The sequence below is a fragment of the Terriglobia bacterium genome (assembly GCA_020073205.1).
Taxonomy (GTDB): domain Bacteria; phylum Acidobacteriota; class Polarisedimenticolia; order Polarisedimenticolales; family JAIQFR01; genus JAIQFR01.
Window position 1 is genome coordinate 1 of sequence record JAIQFR010000051.1, and the last position, 18,384, is coordinate 18,384.

General features: G+C 69.9%; 18 protein-coding genes, 1 tRNA gene and 1 other RNA gene. 15 read left to right on the forward strand and 5 right to left on the reverse strand.

All coding sequences use genetic code 11. From position 1 onward, the window contains the following. Positions 1–31 precede the first annotated feature (31 nt). Positions 32–1,081, forward strand: coding sequence for a TRAM domain-containing protein (locus tag LAO51_11830; protein MBZ5639427.1), 1,050 nt, complete (start codon positions 32–34; stop codon positions 1,079–1,081). A 16-nt stretch (positions 1,082–1,097) separates the two neighbouring features. Here LAO51_11830 and LAO51_11835 read toward each other — a convergent pair whose 3' ends face one another. Genes LAO51_11835 through LAO51_11845 form a run of 3 tightly spaced genes read right to left on the reverse strand, consistent with a single transcriptional unit; the run spans position 1,098 to position 4,244 of the window. Then, the gene (locus tag LAO51_11835; protein ID MBZ5639428.1) at positions 1,098–2,243 is read right to left on the reverse strand and encodes a hypothetical protein; all 1,146 of its coding nucleotides are present in this window, start codon (positions 2,241–2,243) and stop codon (positions 1,098–1,100) included. Then, positions 2,240–3,394, reverse strand: a complete 1,155-nt coding sequence (gene carA, locus LAO51_11840; protein ID MBZ5639429.1) for a glutamine-hydrolyzing carbamoyl-phosphate synthase small subunit — start codon at positions 3,392–3,394, stop codon at positions 2,240–2,242. The genes LAO51_11835 and carA overlap by 4 nt, the downstream gene beginning before the upstream one ends. Position 3,395: 1 nt before the next feature. After that, complete coding sequence (locus LAO51_11845; GenBank protein ID MBZ5639430.1) at positions 3,396–4,244, reverse strand: MBL fold metallo-hydrolase; 849 nt, start codon at positions 4,242–4,244, stop codon at positions 3,396–3,398. A gap of 237 nt (positions 4,245–4,481) precedes the next feature. Between LAO51_11845 and LAO51_11850 the strand changes: the two genes are divergently transcribed. The 14 genes from LAO51_11850 (at position 4,482) to LAO51_11915 (ending at position 16,315) form a co-directional block, all read left to right on the forward strand. Then, positions 4,482–4,556: transfer RNA gene (locus tag LAO51_11850), tRNA-Val, on the forward strand. 104 nt (positions 4,557–4,660) lie between these two features. Continuing rightward, complete coding sequence (gene thrS / locus LAO51_11855) at positions 4,661–6,571, forward strand: threonine--tRNA ligase (protein ID MBZ5639431.1); 1,911 nt, start codon at positions 4,661–4,663, stop codon at positions 6,569–6,571. A 22-nt stretch (positions 6,572–6,593) separates the two neighbouring features. After that, positions 6,594–6,788: a 50S ribosomal protein L35 gene (gene rpmI / locus LAO51_11860; protein ID MBZ5639432.1), complete on the forward strand. Its 195-nt coding sequence runs from the start codon at positions 6,594–6,596 to the stop codon at positions 6,786–6,788. Positions 6,789–6,887: 99 nt separating this feature from the next. Next, positions 6,888–7,250 carry a 50S ribosomal protein L20 gene (gene rplT / locus LAO51_11865; protein MBZ5639433.1) on the forward strand — a complete coding sequence of 121 codons (363 nt, stop codon included), beginning with the start codon at positions 6,888–6,890 and terminating at the stop codon, positions 7,248–7,250. 10 nt (positions 7,251–7,260) lie between these two features. Then, positions 7,261–8,286 (forward strand): phenylalanine--tRNA ligase subunit alpha, encoded by a 1,026-nt coding sequence (gene pheS / locus LAO51_11870; protein MBZ5639434.1) that lies wholly within the window; start codon positions 7,261–7,263, stop codon positions 8,284–8,286. Positions 8,287–8,326: 40 nt separating this feature from the next. Next, positions 8,327–10,390 (forward strand): phenylalanine--tRNA ligase subunit beta, encoded by a 2,064-nt coding sequence (gene pheT, locus LAO51_11875; GenBank protein MBZ5639435.1) that lies wholly within the window; start codon positions 8,327–8,329, stop codon positions 10,388–10,390. A gap of 24 nt (positions 10,391–10,414) precedes the next feature. After that, a complete protein-coding gene (locus tag LAO51_11880; GenBank protein MBZ5639436.1) occupies positions 10,415–10,690 on the forward strand; it encodes a hypothetical protein in 276 nt (91 codons plus the stop codon). Further along, positions 10,687–10,995, forward strand: a complete 309-nt coding sequence (locus LAO51_11885; protein MBZ5639437.1) for a cell division protein ZapA — start codon at positions 10,687–10,689, stop codon at positions 10,993–10,995. The genes LAO51_11880 and LAO51_11885 overlap by 4 nt, the downstream gene beginning before the upstream one ends. A gap of 93 nt (positions 10,996–11,088) precedes the next feature. Then, positions 11,089–11,269, forward strand: a non-coding RNA gene (ssrS, locus tag LAO51_11890) — 6S RNA. Positions 11,270–11,377: 108 nt separating this feature from the next. Then, the gene (gene rny / locus LAO51_11895; GenBank protein ID MBZ5639438.1) at positions 11,378–12,925 is read left to right on the forward strand and encodes a ribonuclease Y; all 1,548 of its coding nucleotides are present in this window, start codon (positions 11,378–11,380) and stop codon (positions 12,923–12,925) included. A 9-nt stretch (positions 12,926–12,934) separates the two neighbouring features. Further along, entirely contained in the window at positions 12,935–13,735 is an 801-nt protein-coding gene (locus LAO51_11900; protein ID MBZ5639439.1) for a TIGR00282 family metallophosphoesterase, read from the forward strand. Then, positions 13,732–14,619 (forward strand): polyprenyl synthetase family protein, encoded by an 888-nt coding sequence (locus LAO51_11905; protein ID MBZ5639440.1) that lies wholly within the window; start codon positions 13,732–13,734, stop codon positions 14,617–14,619. Before LAO51_11900 ends, LAO51_11905 begins: the two co-directional genes overlap by 4 nt. Then, positions 14,616–15,434 (forward strand): TlyA family RNA methyltransferase, encoded by an 819-nt coding sequence (locus LAO51_11910; protein ID MBZ5639441.1) that lies wholly within the window; start codon positions 14,616–14,618, stop codon positions 15,432–15,434. The genes LAO51_11905 and LAO51_11910 overlap by 4 nt, the downstream gene beginning before the upstream one ends. Further along, a complete protein-coding gene (locus LAO51_11915) occupies positions 15,431–16,315 on the forward strand; it encodes an NAD(+)/NADH kinase (GenBank protein MBZ5639442.1) in 885 nt (294 codons plus the stop codon). The genes LAO51_11910 and LAO51_11915 overlap by 4 nt, the downstream gene beginning before the upstream one ends. A gap of 55 nt (positions 16,316–16,370) precedes the next feature. Here the strand turns inward: LAO51_11915 and LAO51_11920 are convergent, their stop codons facing one another. Next, positions 16,371–16,814 (reverse strand): hypothetical protein, encoded by a 444-nt coding sequence (locus LAO51_11920; protein ID MBZ5639443.1) that lies wholly within the window; start codon positions 16,812–16,814, stop codon positions 16,371–16,373. Beyond that, complete coding sequence (gene lysS, locus LAO51_11925) at positions 16,811–18,349, reverse strand: lysine--tRNA ligase (GenBank protein ID MBZ5639444.1); 1,539 nt, start codon at positions 18,347–18,349, stop codon at positions 16,811–16,813. Before lysS ends, LAO51_11920 begins: the two co-directional genes overlap by 4 nt. Positions 18,350–18,384: the final 35 nt, after the last annotated feature.

Here is an 18,384-nt window from a genome sequence, read left to right on the forward strand (position 1 = left end):
ATCGATGGGCCGCTGGCTCGCCCGCGCGACGATGATCCTCGTGGCGCTGCTCCTCGGTCTGGCGCTCAGACCCCTTTCCTCCCTCGGCGAAGGGTGGGAGGGCCCCCTGCCGAGCCTCGCGGCGGGCCTCGCGTTCGGCGCGGCGGCGCTCGCCGCCGAGCACCTCCTTCGGGCGTGGGACATCTGGGCCGCCGCCGGCGGCGCTCTCGGGCTCCTGATCGGCGGCCTTGTCGGGGTGGTGGTCGTGCGCGTGCTGCCCGAGGGGACCGCCGGCTTCCCGGCCGCCGCCCTCAGACCGTTCGTTTACCTCGTCGCTCTCTATGCCGGGGGGGTGGGTGGGGCGCGGTTCGGCGCGTCGCTGAGGGGCGATTCCGCGGTCGCTCTGCTGGGGAGAGACGCTCCCGCAGGACCCAACTGCAAGGTCCTGGACACGTCCGTGATCATCGACGGCCGGGTTGCCGACGTCTCCGAGGCGGGATTCCTCGAGGGGGTGATGATCATCCCGTCGTTCGTGCTTCGAGAGCTTCAGTACATCGCGGACTCCCCCGACTCGCTCCGCAGGGCGCGGGGGCGAAAGGGGCTCGAGATCCTGCAGAAGCTCAAGAAGGCCCCTTCCGGCCGCGTCGTCTTCTCCCAAGAGGAGATCCCGGAGATCCGCGAGGTCGATCTCAAGCTCATCGAGCTCGCCAAGCGAATGAACGCCAAGCTGCTGACCAACGACTTCAACCTGAACAAGGTCGCGTCGCTGCGCGGAATCGAAGTGTTGAACCTCAACGACCTGGCGAACGCCGTGAAGCCGGTGGTCCTTCCCGGCGAGGCGATGAAGGTGAGCATCCTGAAGGAGGGGAAGGAGGCCGGTCAGGGGGTCGCCTACCTCGACGACGGCACGATGGTCGTGGTGGACAACGCGCGGACCCTGATCGGCCGCACCGCCGACATCGTGGTCACCAGCGTGATCCAGACCACCGCCGGGAAGATGTTCTTCGGGAAGCTCTCCTCGGCCGATGGGCTGCCCGCGTCGCCGCCGTCCCGCCCCGCTGGCTCCCCCGCGACCCCCCTTATCCCCAGCTCCGAGACCTGACCCGGGGTCGAGGGGCTCAGATCGGGTAGCCGTCCTCGCGGCGGTCGAGCATCCGGATCTGGCGCTCCCACTGGTACTTCAGGATCAGGAGCATCCGGAACGTCAGGTCCGCCTCCTTGCGCGCGGGGCTCCGCCAGTCCTTCTCGAGCCGCATCAGCGCGGTCCAACGGCTGCTCTCGTTGAGGAGCTTGCCCGCGAGATTCCAGCGCCCTTCCTTCCCCTGCTGCGTGTGAATCCACTCGAGATGCGCCATGAGCTGCGGGTAGCGGTTGATCAACCCGAGGCGGGCGAGGAGCTCCAGGTTGTGCATGAGCTCGTCCAGGTTGCCGTGCTTCTGGTAATAGTCGACCGAGCGAATGCGGAGGCCGTTGCCCTTGACAAACGACCCTTTCGCGGTCCTCACGAGCCCGAGATCGGGTGCGAGCTTCTGGTAGGTCTCGGACATCACGTAATCGAAGGTCTTCTTGAGACGCATCTTCGCCAGCTCCCCTTCCAGGAGCCATGGGGAGAACGCGAAGACCCGGGCGAGATAGAGATCCGGAAGGAATGGGTAATCCCGCCGCCAGGCCGCGACGCGGATCAGTGGATGACTCGCCCCGATCTCTTCGGCGGGATTCTTGGACACCGGGTCATCGACGAACCCGGCGGCCAGGTCCAGGAGCTCCAGGACCGAAAGGCGCGTCCGGTCGTCCTCGTACCCGCCGCGGATCAGGAGGCCGAGGGAGAGGATCCGCAGGAACCAGCGGTAGTAGCGCTCGCGGCGGTCGTCCGCCTTGACCACCTTCGCGAACTCGAAGAACTTCAAGTCCTTCTTCGCCGTGAGGAACGTGCGGAGGGTGGCGGCGGCTTGCTTCACCGGCTTGGAGTCCCTGGACCACCCGAGCTCGTAGAGCGCCGTCAGGCCGCTCTCGAGGCTTCGCTGAAGCTTGCGGGGGTCCCCGGCGTGGATCGCCCCCCCCCAACTCCCGTCCTTCCGTTGCTGGCGCTGGAGCGTCAGCGCGGGCAAGTACGCCGCGACGTCCTGCCTCGCCTTCTGCACGTCCGGGTCTTCGCGACCCCGGTCGAAGATCTCCGTGAGGACCCGGTAGCGAATCGCGGGGCACGCGTTCTCGAGCAGCCAGGGGGTCGGATCGGCTCGAAGGGACGATTTCCAGTCCGTCATGGGTGGCCCTCGATCTCAATCCGGCCCGGTTCCCCTCGGTCGGGAACCATGGCGCGGAACTCGCGGAACAGGTCGAGCGAGTCGTGCGGCCCCGGCGACGCCTCCGGGTGGAACTGCACGGCGAGGAGGCGGGCATCCCGATGAACGAATCCCTCGCAGGTCCCGTCGTTGAGGCTCAAGTGGGTCACCTCCGTTCCGGCAGGAAGGGATTCGGGGACCACGGAGTAGCCGTGGTTCTGCGACGTGACCGCCACGCGGCCGGTCCTCAGGTCCTTGACGGGATGGTTGGCCCCCCGGTGACCGAACTTGAGCTTGAACGTCCGCCCGCCCAGGGCGAGCCCCGCGACCTGGTGTCCCAGGCAGATGCCGAACATGGGGACTCTGCCCAGAAGCCCTCGGACGGTGTCGACGACGTACCCTGCGGAGCGCGGGTCGCCCGGCCCGTTTGAAAGGAACACCGCCTCGGGCTCGAGTCGGAGCGCGTCCGAAGCGCCCGTGGTCGCGGGCACGACGATCACCTCGAACCCGGCCTCGTGGAGGAGCCGGAAGAGGTTCCGCTTCGCGCCGAGGTCGTACGCGACGCATCGGATCCGCCTGCGCGGCCCTTCCTCGGCGGCCGCCGGCGCGAAACGCCGCGCGCGCCCGCCACTCCAGGAGTGCGGCCGCTCGCACGTCACCCAACGCACGAGATCGAGATCCTCGAGCTGCGGAGCCTCCTTCGCCTTCCTCACCAGCGAATCCGGGACGCGGTCCGTCGTGGAGAGCACCCCCCTCAACGCGCCCACGGTGCGGATCCGCCGGGTGATGGCTCGAGTGTCGATCTCCGAGATCGCGACCACGCCATGCTCCCTGAGGTACTGGTGGAGATCCTGGTTCGCGCGCCAGTTGGACGGCGAGCGGCTGTACTCCCGCACCGCGAACCCCTCGACCATCGGCCGGTCGGCCTCGTGGTCCAAGGGGTTCGCCCCGGTGTTTCCGATCTCGGGGCAAGTCATCACGACGATCTGCCCCTTGTAGGAGGGGTCGGTCAGGATCTCTTGGTATCCCGTCATCGAGGTGTTGAACACTACCTCGCCGGTCCGCTCGCCCGAGGCACCGAAGGCGCGTCCGCGGTACGCCCGGCCGTCCTCCAGCGCCAGGATCGCCTCCACCTCAGGCCCCCGGATCCACAGCCTGCGCTCTGAGGCGCCCGTCCTTCTCCACGAGCGTCGCCCAGGGCATCTCGTCGTCATGCTCGAACACGAGGAGCCAGCCCTCGCGAGCCGCCTCGGGCAGGATCCGGCGCTTGGTCGCGAGCGTGAGCAGCGGCTCGAGGTCGTAGCCCATGACGTAAGGGTAAGGGACGTGGCTCGCCGTCGGAACGAGGTCCGCGAGAAAGGCCACGGTTCCCTCCGGACTCACCAGGACCGGGAGTTGCATGTGCGGTGTGTGCCCGGGAGCCGGCCAGAGCTCGATGCCGGCCCCGATCGGCACGTGGCCATCCACGAGCTCGAAGCGGCCCTCGGCGAGGAGCGGCTCGAAATTCTCGGGAAGATAGGACGCGCGGGTGCGGTCGTTCGCGGACCGCGCGGTCTCGACCTCCCCTCGCTGGACGACGTAGCGCGCATTCGGGAACGCCGCGACGATCTCGCCTCGGGCGTTTCGTTCGGTGTTCCCACCTGCGTGGTCGAAATGGAGATGCGTGTTCACGACCAGATCGATCTGCCCGGGGGAGACTCCCGCCGGAGCGAGCATCTCCTCGGCGGTCTTCGGCTCGAGCCCGTAGATGTCCCGGTGCCTGTCGTCCCACTTCGTCCCCGCGCCGGTGTCCACCAGGATGCGGCGCCGGCCGTCCTCGATCAGGAGGAGGTTCATTCCCAGCCGGATGCGGTTCCGATCGTCAGGCGCTCGTTCTCTTTCCCACAGTGGACGCGGAACGACTCCGAACATCGCCCCGCCGTCGAGCCGCAGCGAGCCCGCGTCGAGCAAAGTGATGCGGAGCTCTCCTCGAAGGAATCGCACCAATAAAGGATCCCCTTAATCGGCCGCCGGGCTGCCCAAGCACGCCCCGCCCTCCCGGGCGCGGTCCTGAGGTGGGATACGATGGTAGCGAAAGCGCAGCCCGGAATCAACACGAACCTCGGGATCCATCGGCCCGGGGACGAGGGAACTCCTTTCGTTGACACCCCTTGGGCGCTGTGCTACTTTCGCCCCTCGCCGCGACGGTCGGACCCCGGCCGGAGCGGTGTGGCATGCAGAAGGCGCGTAGCTCAGGGGGAGAGCGCTACCTTGACACGGTAGAAGTCCGCGGTTCAAATCCGCGCGCGCCTACCATTGTCGCGGCTTGATGGCCTTCGCCGGACGGCAGGGGCTGCCGCGGGGATCGTCCCGCCGCGAGGAGCAGGGGAAAACTGGCATTGGTCGCCGGGGAAGGCAGAATCGAGGTCACGCTCGCCGACGGCTCCGTCCGGGCGGTCCCCTGCGGGACCTCGCCCCTCGAGTTGGCGCGCGAGGTCGGGGGCGCCGCGGCGCCGCAGCCGGTCGCCGCCCTCGTCGATGGCGAGCTCGTGGATCTCTCGCGGCGCCTGAGCCAGAACGCCCGGGTCGAATTCGTCGTAGCCCCTGATTCCCATGCCCTCGAAGTGTTGCGGCATTCCACCGCCCATGCCACGGCGCAGGCCGTGCAGGAGCTGTTCCCACAGACCCGAATCGCCCAAGGGCCGGTGATCGAGAACGGCTTCTACTACGACTTCGACCGCGAGGAACCGTTTTCCGAAGCCGACCTCGCCGCCATCGAGGCGCGCATGGCGGAGATCGTGAAGCGCGACCTTCCGATCGAGCGGCTCGACCTCCCCCGCGACGAGGCGATCGCCTTCTTCGAGAAGGAGCGCGAACCCTACAAGGTCTACTTCGCGACCACGAAGGGCGGTGAGATCGTCTCGATCTACCGCCAGGGACAGTGGACCGACTTCTGCCGGGGACCTCACGTTCCCTCGACGGGCAGGCTCGGCGCGTTCAAGCTCCTCTCGGTCGCCGGGGCGTACTGGCTCGGTGACGAGCGGAACAAGATGCTGCAGCGGATCTACGGCACCGCGTTCTTCACCCGCGAGGAGCTGGACGCTCACCTCAAGCTCCTCGAGGAGGCGAAGAAGCGCGACCATCGCAAGCTCGGGAAGGAGCTTCAGCTCTTCTCGTTCCACCCCGAGGCTCCGGCGAGCCCCTTCTTCCACCCGAAGGGCGCGCTCGTCTACAACCTCATGATCGGCTACGTGCGGGATCTCTACGCGCGCTACGGGTACAGCGAGGTCATCACGCCGCAGATCTTCGACGCCTCGCTCTGGAAGCGCTCGGGTCACTACGAGCACTATCGCGACACGATGTTCTTCACCGAGGCGGAAGGGCGAGAGTACGCGGTCAAGCCGATGAACTGCCCGTCGCACTGCCTCATGTACTCCGAGGGGCGGCACTCCTACCGGGAGCTGCCGATCCGGCTCGCCGATTTCGGGCGGCTCCACCGTTTCGAGCTTTCCGGGGTCACGTCCGGCCTCACGCGCGTGCGGAGCTTCTCGCAGGACGATGCCCACATCTTCTGCACGCCGGAGCAGATCTCCTCGGAGGTGGAGTTCCTGGTCCGGATGTACCTCGAGACCTACGCGCTGTTCGGCCTGCCGGGAGCGAAGATCTTCCTCTCCACGCGCCCGCCGAATCGGGCGGGAGACGATGCGCTGTGGGACCGGGCGGAAGAGGCTCTCGAGGGGGCTCTCCGCCGGAGCGGTCACCCCTACGTCCTGAATGCCGGAGACGGCGCGTTCTACGGCCCGAAGATCGATTTCATCGTCCTGGATGCCCTGCGCCGCGAGCACCAGCTCGGGACCGTGCAGCTCGACTACGTTCTCCCCGAGAGATTCGACCTCCGGTACATCGATGCCCAGGACCGGGAGCAGCGGCCCGTGATGATCCACCGGGCCATGCTCGGCTCGCTCGAGCGGTTCTTCGGCATCCTGATCGAGCATTGCGCCGGGGCGTTTCCCCCGTGGCTCGCCCCCGAGCAGGTGCGGGTCCTGCCGATCACCCAGCGCGCGATCGCCTGGGCGGAGGAAGTTCGGAGCGCGCTCGCGGCGGCGGAGCTACGAGCCGGCGTGGACGCCCGAGGGGAGAAGATCGGCGCCAAGATCCGGGCGGCGCAGCTCGACAAGGTCCCCTGGATGCTGGTGGTGGGGGACCGCGAGTCGGCCGACCGGACGGTGGCGGTCCGCGCGCGCCGAGGCGGGGACCGGGGTGTCTCGACGCTCGAAGCCTTCATCGAATCGGCGAGAACGGCGGTCGGACAACACGCGGGCGAGCCCTGAGCCATCCCGCTGGAGCGAGAACATGCCCAAGCTCAAGACCCATCGGGGCGCGGCGAAGCGGTTCAAGAAGACCGCGTCCGGGAAATTCAAGCGTGCGAAGGCGTACAAGAGCCACATCCTGACCAAGAAGACGACCAAGAGGAAGCGCGGCCTGGACATGCCGACGCTCGTTTCCCCCGCCGATCGGAAGCGCGTCGCCAGGATGCTTCCGAACTGACGGGAGGCGACGGGTTCGCCCCGCGCCGGCGGGGGGTTCGAGGCCGACGCGTTCCCGCCGATCGGATCCCGGAGGGGTTCGACGGCAAGGAGGACGGCGATGCCCCGGGTGAAACGCGGAAACAAGAGACGGCTGAAGCGCAAGAAGATCCTGCGGCGGGCGAAAGGCTACTACCTCGCGAAGTCGAAGCTCTACCGGATCGCGAAGCAGCAGGTGGAGCGTTCGCTGACCTTCGCCTTTCGGGACCGGCGCGCCAAGAAGCGCGACTTCCGTCGGCTCTGGATCGTGAGGATCAACGCCGCCGCGCACCTCCACGAGATGTCCTACTCGGCGCTGATGCACGGCCTGAAGGTCGCCGGAGTGCATCTGGACCGGAAGATCCTCGCCGACCTTGCGGTCCAAGACCCCGCGGCCTTCGGCCGAGTGGTCGAGGCCGCCCGCCAGGCGGCCGCCGGCGCCTGACGGGGAGCGGGTGCGCGAGGAGCTGGAGCGGATCGAGCGGGACTTCCGCGAGGCTCTGTCCGAGGCGCGGGACTGGCCCGACGCCGTGGAAGGGGTGAGGATCCGCTTCCTCGGTCGCAAGGGGGAGGTCCCTGCGCTGATGAAGCGGCTGGGTGCGCTCCCGCCCGCGGCTCGTCCCGAGGCCGGGAAGGCGATCAACGAACTCAAGGAGTCCATCCTCGACGCCATCGAGGCCGCATCCGCGACCGCGGAATCCCGGCGACGCAGCGAGGCGCTGGCCGAGGAGCGAGTGGATCCGACGCTCCCCTCGCGCGTGCCGTGGCAGGGCTCCTTGCACCCGGTCACGCACGCCCGCCGCGAGCTGGAGCGGATCTTCCGTGAGATGGGTTACTCCGTGGAGAGCGGGCCGGAGGTCGAGGACGACTTCCACAACTTCGAGGCGCTCAACCTTCCGCCCGACCATCCCGCGCGCGACGCCACCGACACGTTCTACGTGGTGGGAGGGCTGCTTCTCAGAACCCACACCTCCCCCGTGCAGATCCGCACCATGGAGGCGCAGGAGCCTCCGATCCGCATGATCTGTCCCGGGCGGGTGTACCGCCGCGATCTCGATGCGACCCACCTGCCGATGTTCCACCAGCTCGAGGCCCTGGTCGTGGACGAGGGGATCTCGATGGCCGATCTCAAGGGGACCATGGCGGAGGTGTGGAAGCGGTTCTTCGGTGCGGACGTGAGGACGCGCCTGCGCCCCGGTTACTTCCCGTTCGTCGAGCCCGGATGCGAATACGACATCTCCTGCAGGGTTTGCGGCGGGTCCGGCTGTCGCGCGTGCAAGGGGTCCGGCTGGCTCGAGCTCGGGGGCGCCGGAATGGTCCATCCGGCGGTGTTCGAGGCCGTGGGCATCGACCCCGAGCGCTACACGGGGTTCGCGTTCGGTCTCGGGATCGACCGGATCGCCATGATGCGGTACGGAATCGACGATCTGCGTCTTCTGATGGAGAACGACCTCCGGTTCCTCGCGCAGTTTCCCGTGTGACGGGGCCGGGGCTGTCGCCCCGGCTCCGTGAGAAGGGCTGATGCTCGTCTCCTTGAAGTGGCTCGGCGAGATCTGCGACCTCTCGGGAATCGATCCACCCGCCGTGGCCGCCGCCCTCACCGCTCGCGGCCTCACGGTGGACGCGACGCTCGAGGGGGCCGCCGGGGTCGTGCTCGACGTGGACGTGCCGGCGAACCGGCCCGACTGCCTGGGACACCTGGGCTTGGCGCGCGAAGCGGCGGCCGCGTTCGGAAGGAGCCTCCTTCCCCGCCGTCGCGTCTCCCGCGAGGACGGCGAGCCGCTCACGAGTCTCCTTCGGCTCGCCGTCGACGACTCCGATCTCTGCCCGCGCTACACGGCCCGCGCAATCCGCGACGTCCGGGTCGGCCCGTCTCCCCCCTGGGTCCGCGTCCGCCTCGAGGCCTGCGGGATCCGCTCGATCAACAACGTGGTCGACGCATCGAATCTGGTGCTGCTCGAGCTGGGGCACCCGATCCACGTCTTCGACCTTTCCCGGGTCGGCGGCGGAGAGATTCGCGTGCGCCGCGCGGCCCCCGGCGAGAAGCTCACGACGCTGGACGGGATCGAGCGTTCGCTCGGACCCGAGATGCTCGTCATCGCCGACGCCGGGCACCCGATCGCCCTGGCCGGGATCATCGGAGGATTGGAGTCCGAGATCGCGCCGTCGACCCGTGACGTCCTGATCGAGGCCGCGTACTTCCTCCCCGGCTCCGTCCGGAGGACCGCTCGGCGCCTCGGCGTCTCGACCGACGCCAGTCAGCGGTTCGAGCGCGGCGCGGATCCCGAAGGCGTCGTCGAGGCGCAGGAGACGGCAGTGCGCCTCCTCCTCGAGCTGGCGGGAGGCGCTCCGGCGGCGGGTATGATCGACGTCCGCGCCGAGCCGAGCGCGGCCAGGCATCTCGTCCTGCGTCCCGAACGCGTGCGCAGGCTGCTCGGATTCGATCCGGGCCGGCCCGCGATCCGGGACGCCCTGGTCGCCCTGGGACTCGCGCCGAGGGACGTGGAGGAGGGGGGTCTCGCGGTCCGCCCGCCTTCCTGGCGGGTCGATCTCGATCGCGAGGAGGATCTCGTGGAGGAGGTCGCTCGCCAGATCGGCTACGACCGCATTCCCGCTCCGCCCGGCGCCGCCGCCGCGCCCTCCAGGGGCGCCGACCGGGAGGCGGCAGAGGAGCGCTGCCGGACCCTCCTCGCGCATCTGGGATTCCATGAAGCATTCAACTACTCCATGAACGCGGCCGACGAGGACGTTCCGTTCGTTTCCGGCGGGAGTCCGCCAGCGCTGGCGATCTCGAACCCGATCGCGGAGACCCTGACCAGGCTGCGCCGCTCCCTGATGCCGGGCCTCCTCCGCTCGGCGGACCTCAATCTGAGGCGCGGGGCCGCCGACGTCCGGCTCTTCGAGATCGGGCACGTCTTTCTGCCGCGGGACATGGCGGGTTTCCCGGACGAGCCGTCGCGGGTCGCCATCGCATGGGTCGGAGCCCGGTCGCCGCGCCATTGGAGCGGCCCCTCGGAGAGCGTCGACTTCCCCGACGCGGCCGGGATCGTCGACGCGATCATCGGCGCTCTGCGCCCGGACCTCCCATCCGAGAGGGCCCCGGCGGGCCTGTGCGGACTGCACCCCGGTCGATCGACGGCGTGGACGGGAGAGGCGGGTGACGCGTTCGCTTGGTGCGGAGAAGTCCATCCCGATCACGCCCGCGCCCTGGGTCTCCCCCCGAGGGTCTTCGTCGCCGAGGTGGATCTCAGCCACCTCGTCGGCCCCTCCGAGGGACGCCGGCGCGCGGTTCCCCTGCCCCGCGTCCCGGCGGTCACCCGGGACCTCTCGCTGGTCCTGGGAACCGGCACCAGCTGGATCCGCCTCCTGGCGGAGCTGAGGAAGGTCGGGGCACCGGCGCCCGTCCGCTTCGAGGCGCTCGACCGATATCAAGGCGCGCCGCTGGCCGCGGGGGAGGTATCGGTCACGGTGCGTGTTATCCTCCAGCCGCTGGAGCGAACATTGACCGACGTCGAGACCGAGGCGTATCGCAAGGCACTGGTGGAGGCCGCCGAGTCGGGGCTCCGGGCCAGGCTCCGGGCGTGACCGGCGCCGGACCGGGATTGACAGATGAGCCAGAACAAGATTAGGCTTCTGGAAGATCGCGTCCTGAATGCGGTCGCGCAGGTACGGACCCTCAAGGTGGAGCGTGACCGCGCCGAGGGCGGGCTGCGAGAGCTGCGCCGTAGGCTCGAGGAACTCGAGAGTGAATTGGAGCGCCTCCGAGGTGGGCTTCCGCGGGACGAGTTCGGCCAGTTCCGAAACGTCCTGGCGGAGGCGGTCCGGGACCTCCGCGGCGACGACGGGCCGGGGGCGGCCCGCCGGCACGGGGAGAGCGAGGAGTGAGCGCGATGGACATGGAGGACGCCCGGCCGACGCCGGTGACGATCTTCGGCCGGACGTACCACCTCCGCGGCGAGGGCGACCCCGGGTACCTCGCCGAACTAGCGGCGGAAGTCGACCGGAGGATGAACGAGGTCGCCGACGCCACCGGCACGGCGGACACCTTGAAGGTCGCCATCCTTGCCGCGCTGAACATCGCGGACGAGAGGTTTCAGGCCAGCCGGGCGAGGACCCCGCAATTGGACGGGGAGGACGAAGCCCGGCTGGACCGGCTGGTGGCCCTGCTGGACGAGGTTCTCGGCGAGTAGGGCCGAGTCCGGGCCGTGCTGTCGCCGGCCTGGCGGATCGAGCGCGCAACGAACGTACGAAGGGCGGATGGACGAGGAATCGAGGTTCCGAGGAGACCCCTGCGGGGTGCGTGATGGGTTGTTTCCCTTGAGCCAACGTCAGTACTTCGGGGGCCAAGGCTCGGAGGCGGTGTGCAAGCCCCTCTCGCAAGGGGAAGCCTGAAGCCGACGAGTCGCTCCCACCTGGTGAATCAGGTTCAATCGGATCCGCCCACACGGCCCACGCGGGGGCCTAGCGTGAGTCACGTCGTCGTTTCGTCCCGCGCGTGAGATCCAGCCAGGCTGCGGCGGCACCCGCTCCGGCAGGTGGGGAGCGATTCCCACCTGCCACGAGGCGTACAGGGTGCTTTTCCAATCGGGTTTCACTCTTCCGTTCCTCGCGGGGCTCGCGGGCGGCGTCGCGCTGCTCGCCCTGGCGGCCTGGACGGCGAGACGGATCGTCGGCCGGGGGCGGGACGCTGCCCGGGCCCTCCTCGACGAGGCGCGCCAGGAAGCCGAGAGCAAGGCTCGGGAGGTCCAGGTCGGCGCCCAGGAGAAGGCGCTCGCGCTCGAGGAGGAGGCCGATCGGCGAGAGCGCGACCTGGACGCCCGGGAGGCGGCGGCCGAGTCCCGCTCGCGGGAGGTGGAGGGCGAGGCGGCGACCCTCGAACGGCAGCGGCGCGACCTCGCGCGCCGGCAGTCCGCGCTGGCGCGGAACGAGCAGGCGGTCCAGGAATCGCTGGACGGTGCCCGGGCCGAGCTGGAGCGCGCGCGCCTGGCCATCGAGCGGGCCGCCGGGCTCACGGCGGTGGAGGCGCGGGCGGAGCTCGTCGCGTCGATCGAGGAGGAAGGCCGCAGGGAAGGGGCGCGCCTCGCTCGACGGATCGAGGACGAGGCCCGGGAGGGGGCCGAGCGCGAAGCGCTCGGCCTCATCGTCCGCGCCACGGAGCGGACCAACCTCCGCGAGGCGGTGGAGAGCACGGTCAGCTTCATCGAGCTCCCGAGCGACGAGATGAAGGGCCGGATCATCGGCCGCGAGGGGCGGAATATCCGCGCGCTCGAGATGGCCACCGGCATCGACGTGATCGTCGACGACACGCCGCGAGCGATCCTCATCTCCTCCTTCGACCCGGTCCGCCGTGAAGTGGCCCGCGTCGCGATCGAGCGGCTGATCGAGGACGGTCGGATCCACCCGGCACGGATCGAGGAAGTCGTGGCGAAGGTCCGGACGGAGATCGAGACCTTGAGCGAAGAGGCCGGCACCCAGGCGGCGTTCAATCTGGGCATCTCCGATCCCCATCCACGCCTCGCCCGGCTCGTCGGACGCCTCAAGTACCGGACCCATCACGGCCACAACCTCATGCAGCACTGCACCGAGGTCGCCCTCATCGCCGGGCACATGGCTGCGGAGGTCGGCGGGCGGGTCGAAGTGGTCCGACGGGCCGGCCTCCTGCACGAGATCGGTCGCGTGGACGAGGCCGCAACGGGCCACACCGTTCTCGCGTCCGCCGACCTCGCGGCGAAGTACGGCGAAAGCGAGGAGGTGGTCCACGCCATCCAGAGCCTGCACCCCGATGCCGAGGCGATCACCCTCGAGGCCCTCCTCCTCCGGATCGCCAACCGGGTCTCGGACAATCGCCCGGGGGCCCGAAAGGAGAATCTGGAGCTGTTCATCGAGCGGCTGCGCCGCCTCGAGACCATCGCGCTCGGCTTCCCCGGGGTTGTGCAGGCCTACGCGGTCAAGGCGGGGAAGGACCTGAGGGTCATCGTGGACACCCGCGACGTGAGCGACGAGGGTGCCTATGCCCTCTCGAAGGACATCGCCCGAGCCATCGAGAAGGACGTCACCTACTCCGGTCAGATCCGGGTGAGCGTGGTCCGCGAGACCCGCTCGGTGCAGTTCGCGGTCTGAGGCGTTTCCTTGAGGATCCTGTTCGTCGGCGACGTCGTGGGGCTTCCGGGAAGACGGGTGCTCCGCTCCGGGCTCGCGGCGCTTCGCGGCAAGCTGCGCCCCGATCTCGTGGTTGCCAACGGGGAGAACAGCGCCGGGGGCAACGGTCTCACCCCGACCACCGCCGATGAGCTGTTCCGCTCGGGATGCGACGTGGTGACCACCGGGAACCACGTCTGGGACCGCAGGGAGATCGCGCCGTATCTCGCCGCCCACGAGCGCCTCCTGAGGCCGGCGAACTACCCCGTCGGAGTTCCCGGCCGCGGCGCCGTCGTGGTCACGGCCCTGGACGGCACGCCGGTGCTCGTCGCCAACCTCATGGGGCGCGTCTACATGCCCGCCGTGGACGACCCGTTCCGCGCGGCGGACGCGCTCATCGAGGACCTCGCGGGCCGCGCGCGGGTTCGCCTGATCGATTTCCACGCCGAGGCCACCAGCGAGAAGATCGCGTTTTGCTGGTACGTGGACGGGCGGGTCTCGGCGGTGGTGGGCACCCACACCCATGTCGCGACGGCGGACGAGCGCGTGCTTCCCGGCGGCACCGCCTGCATCACGGACGTCGGGATGACGGGCCCGCACGATTCCGTGATCGGGGTCGAGAAGGCGGAGGTGCTCGAGCGTTTTCTCACCCAGAGGCCCGTCCGCTTCTCCACCGCGCGCGACGACGCGCGCATCCAGGCGGTGCTCATCGAGGTCTCCCCGTCGGATGGCCGCGCGAGCTCGATTCGGCGCGTCCAGTTCCGCGAGGGGGATCGGGACGAGGTGCGATGAGCCTCGAGGCCTACCTCGATCCGAGGCGGCGCCGCGTCGAGGAGGCCCTCGACCGGCTCCTCCCCCGCCCCTCGGGACCGTCGGCGACGGTGGCACGGGCCATGCGCTACGCCGTGCTCGGGGGCGGGAAGCGCCTCCGCCCGCTTCTGGCCATCGCGACGTGCGAGGCCTGCGGAGGATCGATCGACGCCGTCCTGGATCCCGCCGCCGCCCTGGAGATGCTCCACACGTACTCGCTGGTGCACGACGACCTGCCGTCGATGGACGACGACGATCTCCGCCGGGGGCGCCCCACCGTCCACCGCGCGTTCGGGGAGGCGGAAGCGGTCCTCGCAGGGGACGCGCTGCTCACCCTCGCGTTCGAGGTCCTCGCCTCGGCGCCTCCCGGGGGCGCCTTCGCCGGACGGCGCGCGGAGGCGGTCGCCGTGGTGGCGCGGCGGGCGGGGGTGGACGGGATGGTGGGGGGCCAGATGGCGGACCTCGAGGCGGAACGCACCGACGTCGATCCCTCCCGTCTCGAGTGGATCCATCGACACAAGACCGGCGCCCTCATGGCCGCCAGCGTCCTCGTCGGCGCGATCCACGGCGGCGCCTCCGAGACCGAGCGCCGCGACCTCGAGCGCTATGGTCTCGAGACGGGTCTCGCCTTTCAGATCGCCGACGACGTCCTCGACGCGACCTCGTCCCCCGAGATCCTGGGAAAGACTCCCGGGAAGGACCTCGACGCCGGAAAGGCGACCTACGCCGCCGCGCTGGGGGTGGATGCCTCCCGGGCCGAGGCCGCGCGCCGCGTGGGCATCGCGCTTCTGGCGCTCAAGAGCTCCGGCCGCGCCACCGAGCCGCTCCGCGCGCTCGCCCGCTTCGCCGTCGAACGATCGAGATGAGCCCGCGCGAGCGGCGCGAGCGCCTGGACGTCCTCGTGGTCGAGCACGGCCTGGCTCCGACCCGGACCCGGGCGCAGGCCCTGATCCTGGCCGGACGCGTGAGCTCCCTCGGAACGCGCCTCGACAAGCCGGGTCAGAGGATCGCCGCGAAAGCACCCCTCGACCTGGCGGAGGGCCCTCGATTCGTGAGCCGAGGCGCGCGAAAACTACTGGCCGCGCTCCACTCGTTCGGCGTCCGCCCCGCCGGAGTTCCGGCGCTCGACGTCGGCGCGTCCACCGGGGGATTCACCCAAGTGCTGCTCGAGGCGGGCGCCTCCGCCGTGGCGTCCCTGGACGTCGGCCGAGGGCAGCTCGACTGGAGCCTCCGCAACGACCCTCGGGTCCGAGTCCTGGACGGAGTCAATGCCCGTTACCTGACGCCGGCGGCGCTTCCGTTCCTCCCCGCGCTGGCCGTGATCGATGTATCCTTCATCTCCCTCGAGCGGGTCCTTCCCCCTGTCGCGGCTTGCCTCGCCTCGGCCGGGGAGATCGTCGCGCTGGTCAAGCCACAGTTCGAGGTGGGCAAGGGGAAGGTCGGCCGGGGGGGGATCGTCCGCGAGCCGGTGCGGCACGCCGAGGTGCTCGAACGGCTGGTGGCGTTCGCGCGCCAGCGGGCCTGGGGGGTACTGGGCGTGATCCCCTCCCCGATCCGCGGCGCCGAGGGGAACGTGGAGTTCTTCCTGCACATCGCGCCGCATCGCCCCGACATCGAGGACGCGGAGTTGCGCTCGTTGATCGACGATGCGGTTCGGCGCGGCGGGGAGATCGGCGAATGAGCCGCCCGTCCCGGGCCCACCGCCCGATCCGGCACGTCCTCGTCGTCGCCAAGATCGGACCCGAGGAGGGGGTCCGGATCGCCGGCGAACTCCGCGACTGGCTCCGTCGCCGCGGCATCCGGGTGCGGTTCGACTCCGAGACCGCCCGCGCCGCCGGTCGGAAGGACGGGGTCCCGCGGAGCGCGATCCAGGCGGGGACCGACCTCGCCATCGTAGCGGGCGGGGACGGGACCCTCCTCTCGGTCGCGCGGGACGTGGCGCCTCGCGGCATCCCGATCCTCGGGGTGAACTTCGGCGGCCTGGGCTTCCTCACCGAGCTGCAGCCCGACGAGCTTTACCCCGGACTCGAGAAGCTCCTGAGAGGAGAGTCGTGGATCGAGGAGCGTCAGGCGCTGAGGGTCCGCTTCCGCCGCGGAGGCAGGACGCTGCGCGAGCACCTCCTGCTCAACGACGCGGTGATCACGAAGAGCGCGCTGGCGCGGATGATCACGGTCGAGGTGCGAGTGGACGGCGAGGAGGTCGCCACCCTCACGAGCGACGGCCTGATCGTGTCGACGGCCACGGGCTCGACGGCCTACAACCTTTCCGCGGGGGGCCCGATCCTCGACCCGCGCATGGCGGCGTTCGTGATTGCCCCGATCTGCCCGCACACCCTCGCCCAGCGGCCGCTGGTCGTCCCCGGCACGGTGAGGATCGACGTCAGGCTCTTGGGCGAGCCGGAGGCGGTCTACCTCACGCTCGACGGCCAGGTCGGCGTTCCCATGAGGCCGAAGGACGCCATCGCGATCGATCGCCACCCCTCGCCGGTGCTCCTCGTGCGCGTCGCCCGCCGCGGCTTCTTCGACGTCCTCCGTCGGAAGCTCCACTGGGGCGATCGGTAGGCGGCGGTGCCGGCAGCGGCCTCCCGGCAGGGCGGCCGGCGGGAATACCGGTCCGTCAATCCACGAACAGCGTCCCCCGCATCTTCGCGCACCCGTTGCCGCACGGCCGGCCGCACCTCCAGGGGAATTCCCCCTTCTGGTCGGCGTCGAACTCGGCGGTGATCTCCTGGTCCTGGGGCATGTGCACGTCGAGCTTGTACCCCTTGAGCAGGAACGACCGCGACGCCCGGTAGGCGTAGAGCTTGAGGACCACGTGGTCTCCCTGCTTGACGCGGATCGAGTCGGGAGTCCAGCTCCAGTTGTCCGCGTACACCTTGAACGTGCGGACGACGCGCTTCGCGGGTGCCACCGCCGCCGGCGCCGCCTCGTCGGGGGCCTTAGGCGGCGCCGCGGGGGGCGCCCCCTGCTGCACCGCGATCGCTCCTCCACCGCCGAGGCACAAGGCGATCGCCAGCACGCCTCGAGCCGTCCAGGAACTCGCCACCGTCGCCATGCTCATCGCGAACCTCCCGCCGCTTCGTGGAACCGGCGCGCGCAGAACGATGCGCCGAGCAGGGACACGAACCATCCGGCGCGCGGGCCTCTCGGCTTTCCGAGCAGGCTGATGTAGATCGACTCGAACAACTCCGCCGGCCTGACCTCCGGGATCTCGCCGGCGATCCGGTAGATGAGGGAATGCACCGCCTCGCCGTCCATCCCCTTCCCGATCTCCTCCGCCAGCCTACCGAGGAACAGCCGCTGCGACGGGGACAACGCAAGGGCCTCGGCCGGCAGCGTCTCGCGCACCTCGAACCGGAGATCCTCGGGGGCGTAGCTCGCGAGCCACCGACGAGCGTACTCCATTCTCTCCGCGACCGCACCCGGGTCCAGACCCGGGTAGCCGGTCCGGTCCAGGATGGCGGTCACCCTGCCGAGGTCGAACCCCGCGGCCTGGGCCACGACGACGAGGTGCTTGAACGGGATGCCCACCGGCCGAAATCCTGCCGCTCGCGATAGCTCGATCGCTCGCTCGTCCCGCCCCGCCGCGGTGGCGTCGTCGACCTCGTCCACGAGCTGGAGGAGCGGCAGGCCGGGATCGAACGCGATGCTCCGCTGCGGCCTTTCGCGCAGCACGAGATAGCGGAGCACCTCGGGGGGCACGAGGGTGAGCGCCTCGCCGATGGCGAGGACGTTCCCCTTGCTCGAGGACATGTCCCCGCCCCCCTTGAGCCGGATCCACTCGTACGGGATCGGAAACGGCGGCTCCCCGTGGAAGACCTCTCTCACGATGCGCACGCCGGTCTCGTAGGACCCCCCGCGCGTGGCGTGGTCCTTTCCGAAAGGCTCCACGGTGACGTCCAGGAGCTTCCATCGCGCCGGCCAGTCGATCCGCCAGACGAGCTTCCCGCCGCCGGCCATCGGCACCGTCCCGGAGGCCGAGCACTCGCAAGAGTAATCCACGGTCTCGCGCTCCGCGGAGAAGCCGGTCACCCGTGCCGATTGGATCCGCCCGCACGCGGGGCAGAGCGGATTGAACGGCCACCAGGTCTCCGCGACCTCCTTGCCGGTCATCTCGCGCAGGATCTCCGCGATCCTGTCCCGCTTGAGGAGCGCTGCGACGATGAACGGGTTCATCCGGCCGGACTTGTACATCGCGTCGGCGCGCTCGATCTCGACGTCGACTCTGAGCTTTCCGAGGGCCGCCACGAACGGCTCGAGGAAGTGGTCTCCGTACGAGGCGTGCCTCCCGCAGGGGCAAGGGATGTCGGAAAGCGGCTGACCGACCCGCGAGGCGTACGTCGCGGGGTCGAGGAAGGGGTAGACTTTCCGGAGCGGGTCGAAGTTGTCGCAGACGTAATTGAACCGTGCGGCGACGCCGATGTCACGAAGGGCGCGGTAGACGGCGTCGGCCGTCAGGACCTCCCGCATGTTGCCGATGTGGATCTCGCCGGAGGGCGAGATACCGGTCGAGATCACCGGGATGGCGCCCGAAGACGCCACCGCGGAGGCAGCCTCGTCGGCCCAGTGTCGGGGAGCGGTCGGAGCTTCGCGCATCGGTCCCACCTCGGACCCGGCGACCCGCCGGACGA

Excerpts from the sequence above, each read along its gene's own strand:
- pheT (MBZ5639435.1), top strand. The coding sequence starts at position 8,327 with ATGCTCGTCTCCTTGAAGTGGCTCGGCGAGATCTGCGACCTCTCGGGA.
- LAO51_11835 (MBZ5639428.1), bottom strand. The coding sequence starts at position 2,243 with ATGACGGACTGGAAATCGTCCCTTCGAGCCGATCCGACCCCCTGGCTG.
- rplT (MBZ5639433.1), top strand. The coding sequence starts at position 6,888 with ATGCCCCGGGTGAAACGCGGAAACAAGAGACGGCTGAAGCGCAAGAAG.
- LAO51_11920 (MBZ5639443.1), bottom strand. The coding sequence starts at position 16,814 with ATGAGCATGGCGACGGTGGCGAGTTCCTGGACGGCTCGAGGCGTGCTG.
- LAO51_11830 (MBZ5639427.1), top strand. The coding sequence starts at position 32 with ATGATCCTCGTGGCGCTGCTCCTCGGTCTGGCGCTCAGACCCCTTTCC.
- LAO51_11910 (MBZ5639441.1), top strand. The coding sequence starts at position 14,616 with ATGAGCCCGCGCGAGCGGCGCGAGCGCCTGGACGTCCTCGTGGTCGAG.
- rpmI (MBZ5639432.1), top strand. The coding sequence starts at position 6,594 with ATGCCCAAGCTCAAGACCCATCGGGGCGCGGCGAAGCGGTTCAAGAAG.
- LAO51_11880 (MBZ5639436.1), top strand. The coding sequence starts at position 10,415 with ATGAGCCAGAACAAGATTAGGCTTCTGGAAGATCGCGTCCTGAATGCG.
- LAO51_11915 (MBZ5639442.1), top strand. The coding sequence starts at position 15,431 with ATGAGCCGCCCGTCCCGGGCCCACCGCCCGATCCGGCACGTCCTCGTC.
- lysS (MBZ5639444.1), bottom strand. The coding sequence starts at position 18,349 with ATGCGCGAAGCTCCGACCGCTCCCCGACACTGGGCCGACGAGGCTGCC.
- LAO51_11905 (MBZ5639440.1), top strand. The coding sequence starts at position 13,732 with ATGAGCCTCGAGGCCTACCTCGATCCGAGGCGGCGCCGCGTCGAGGAG.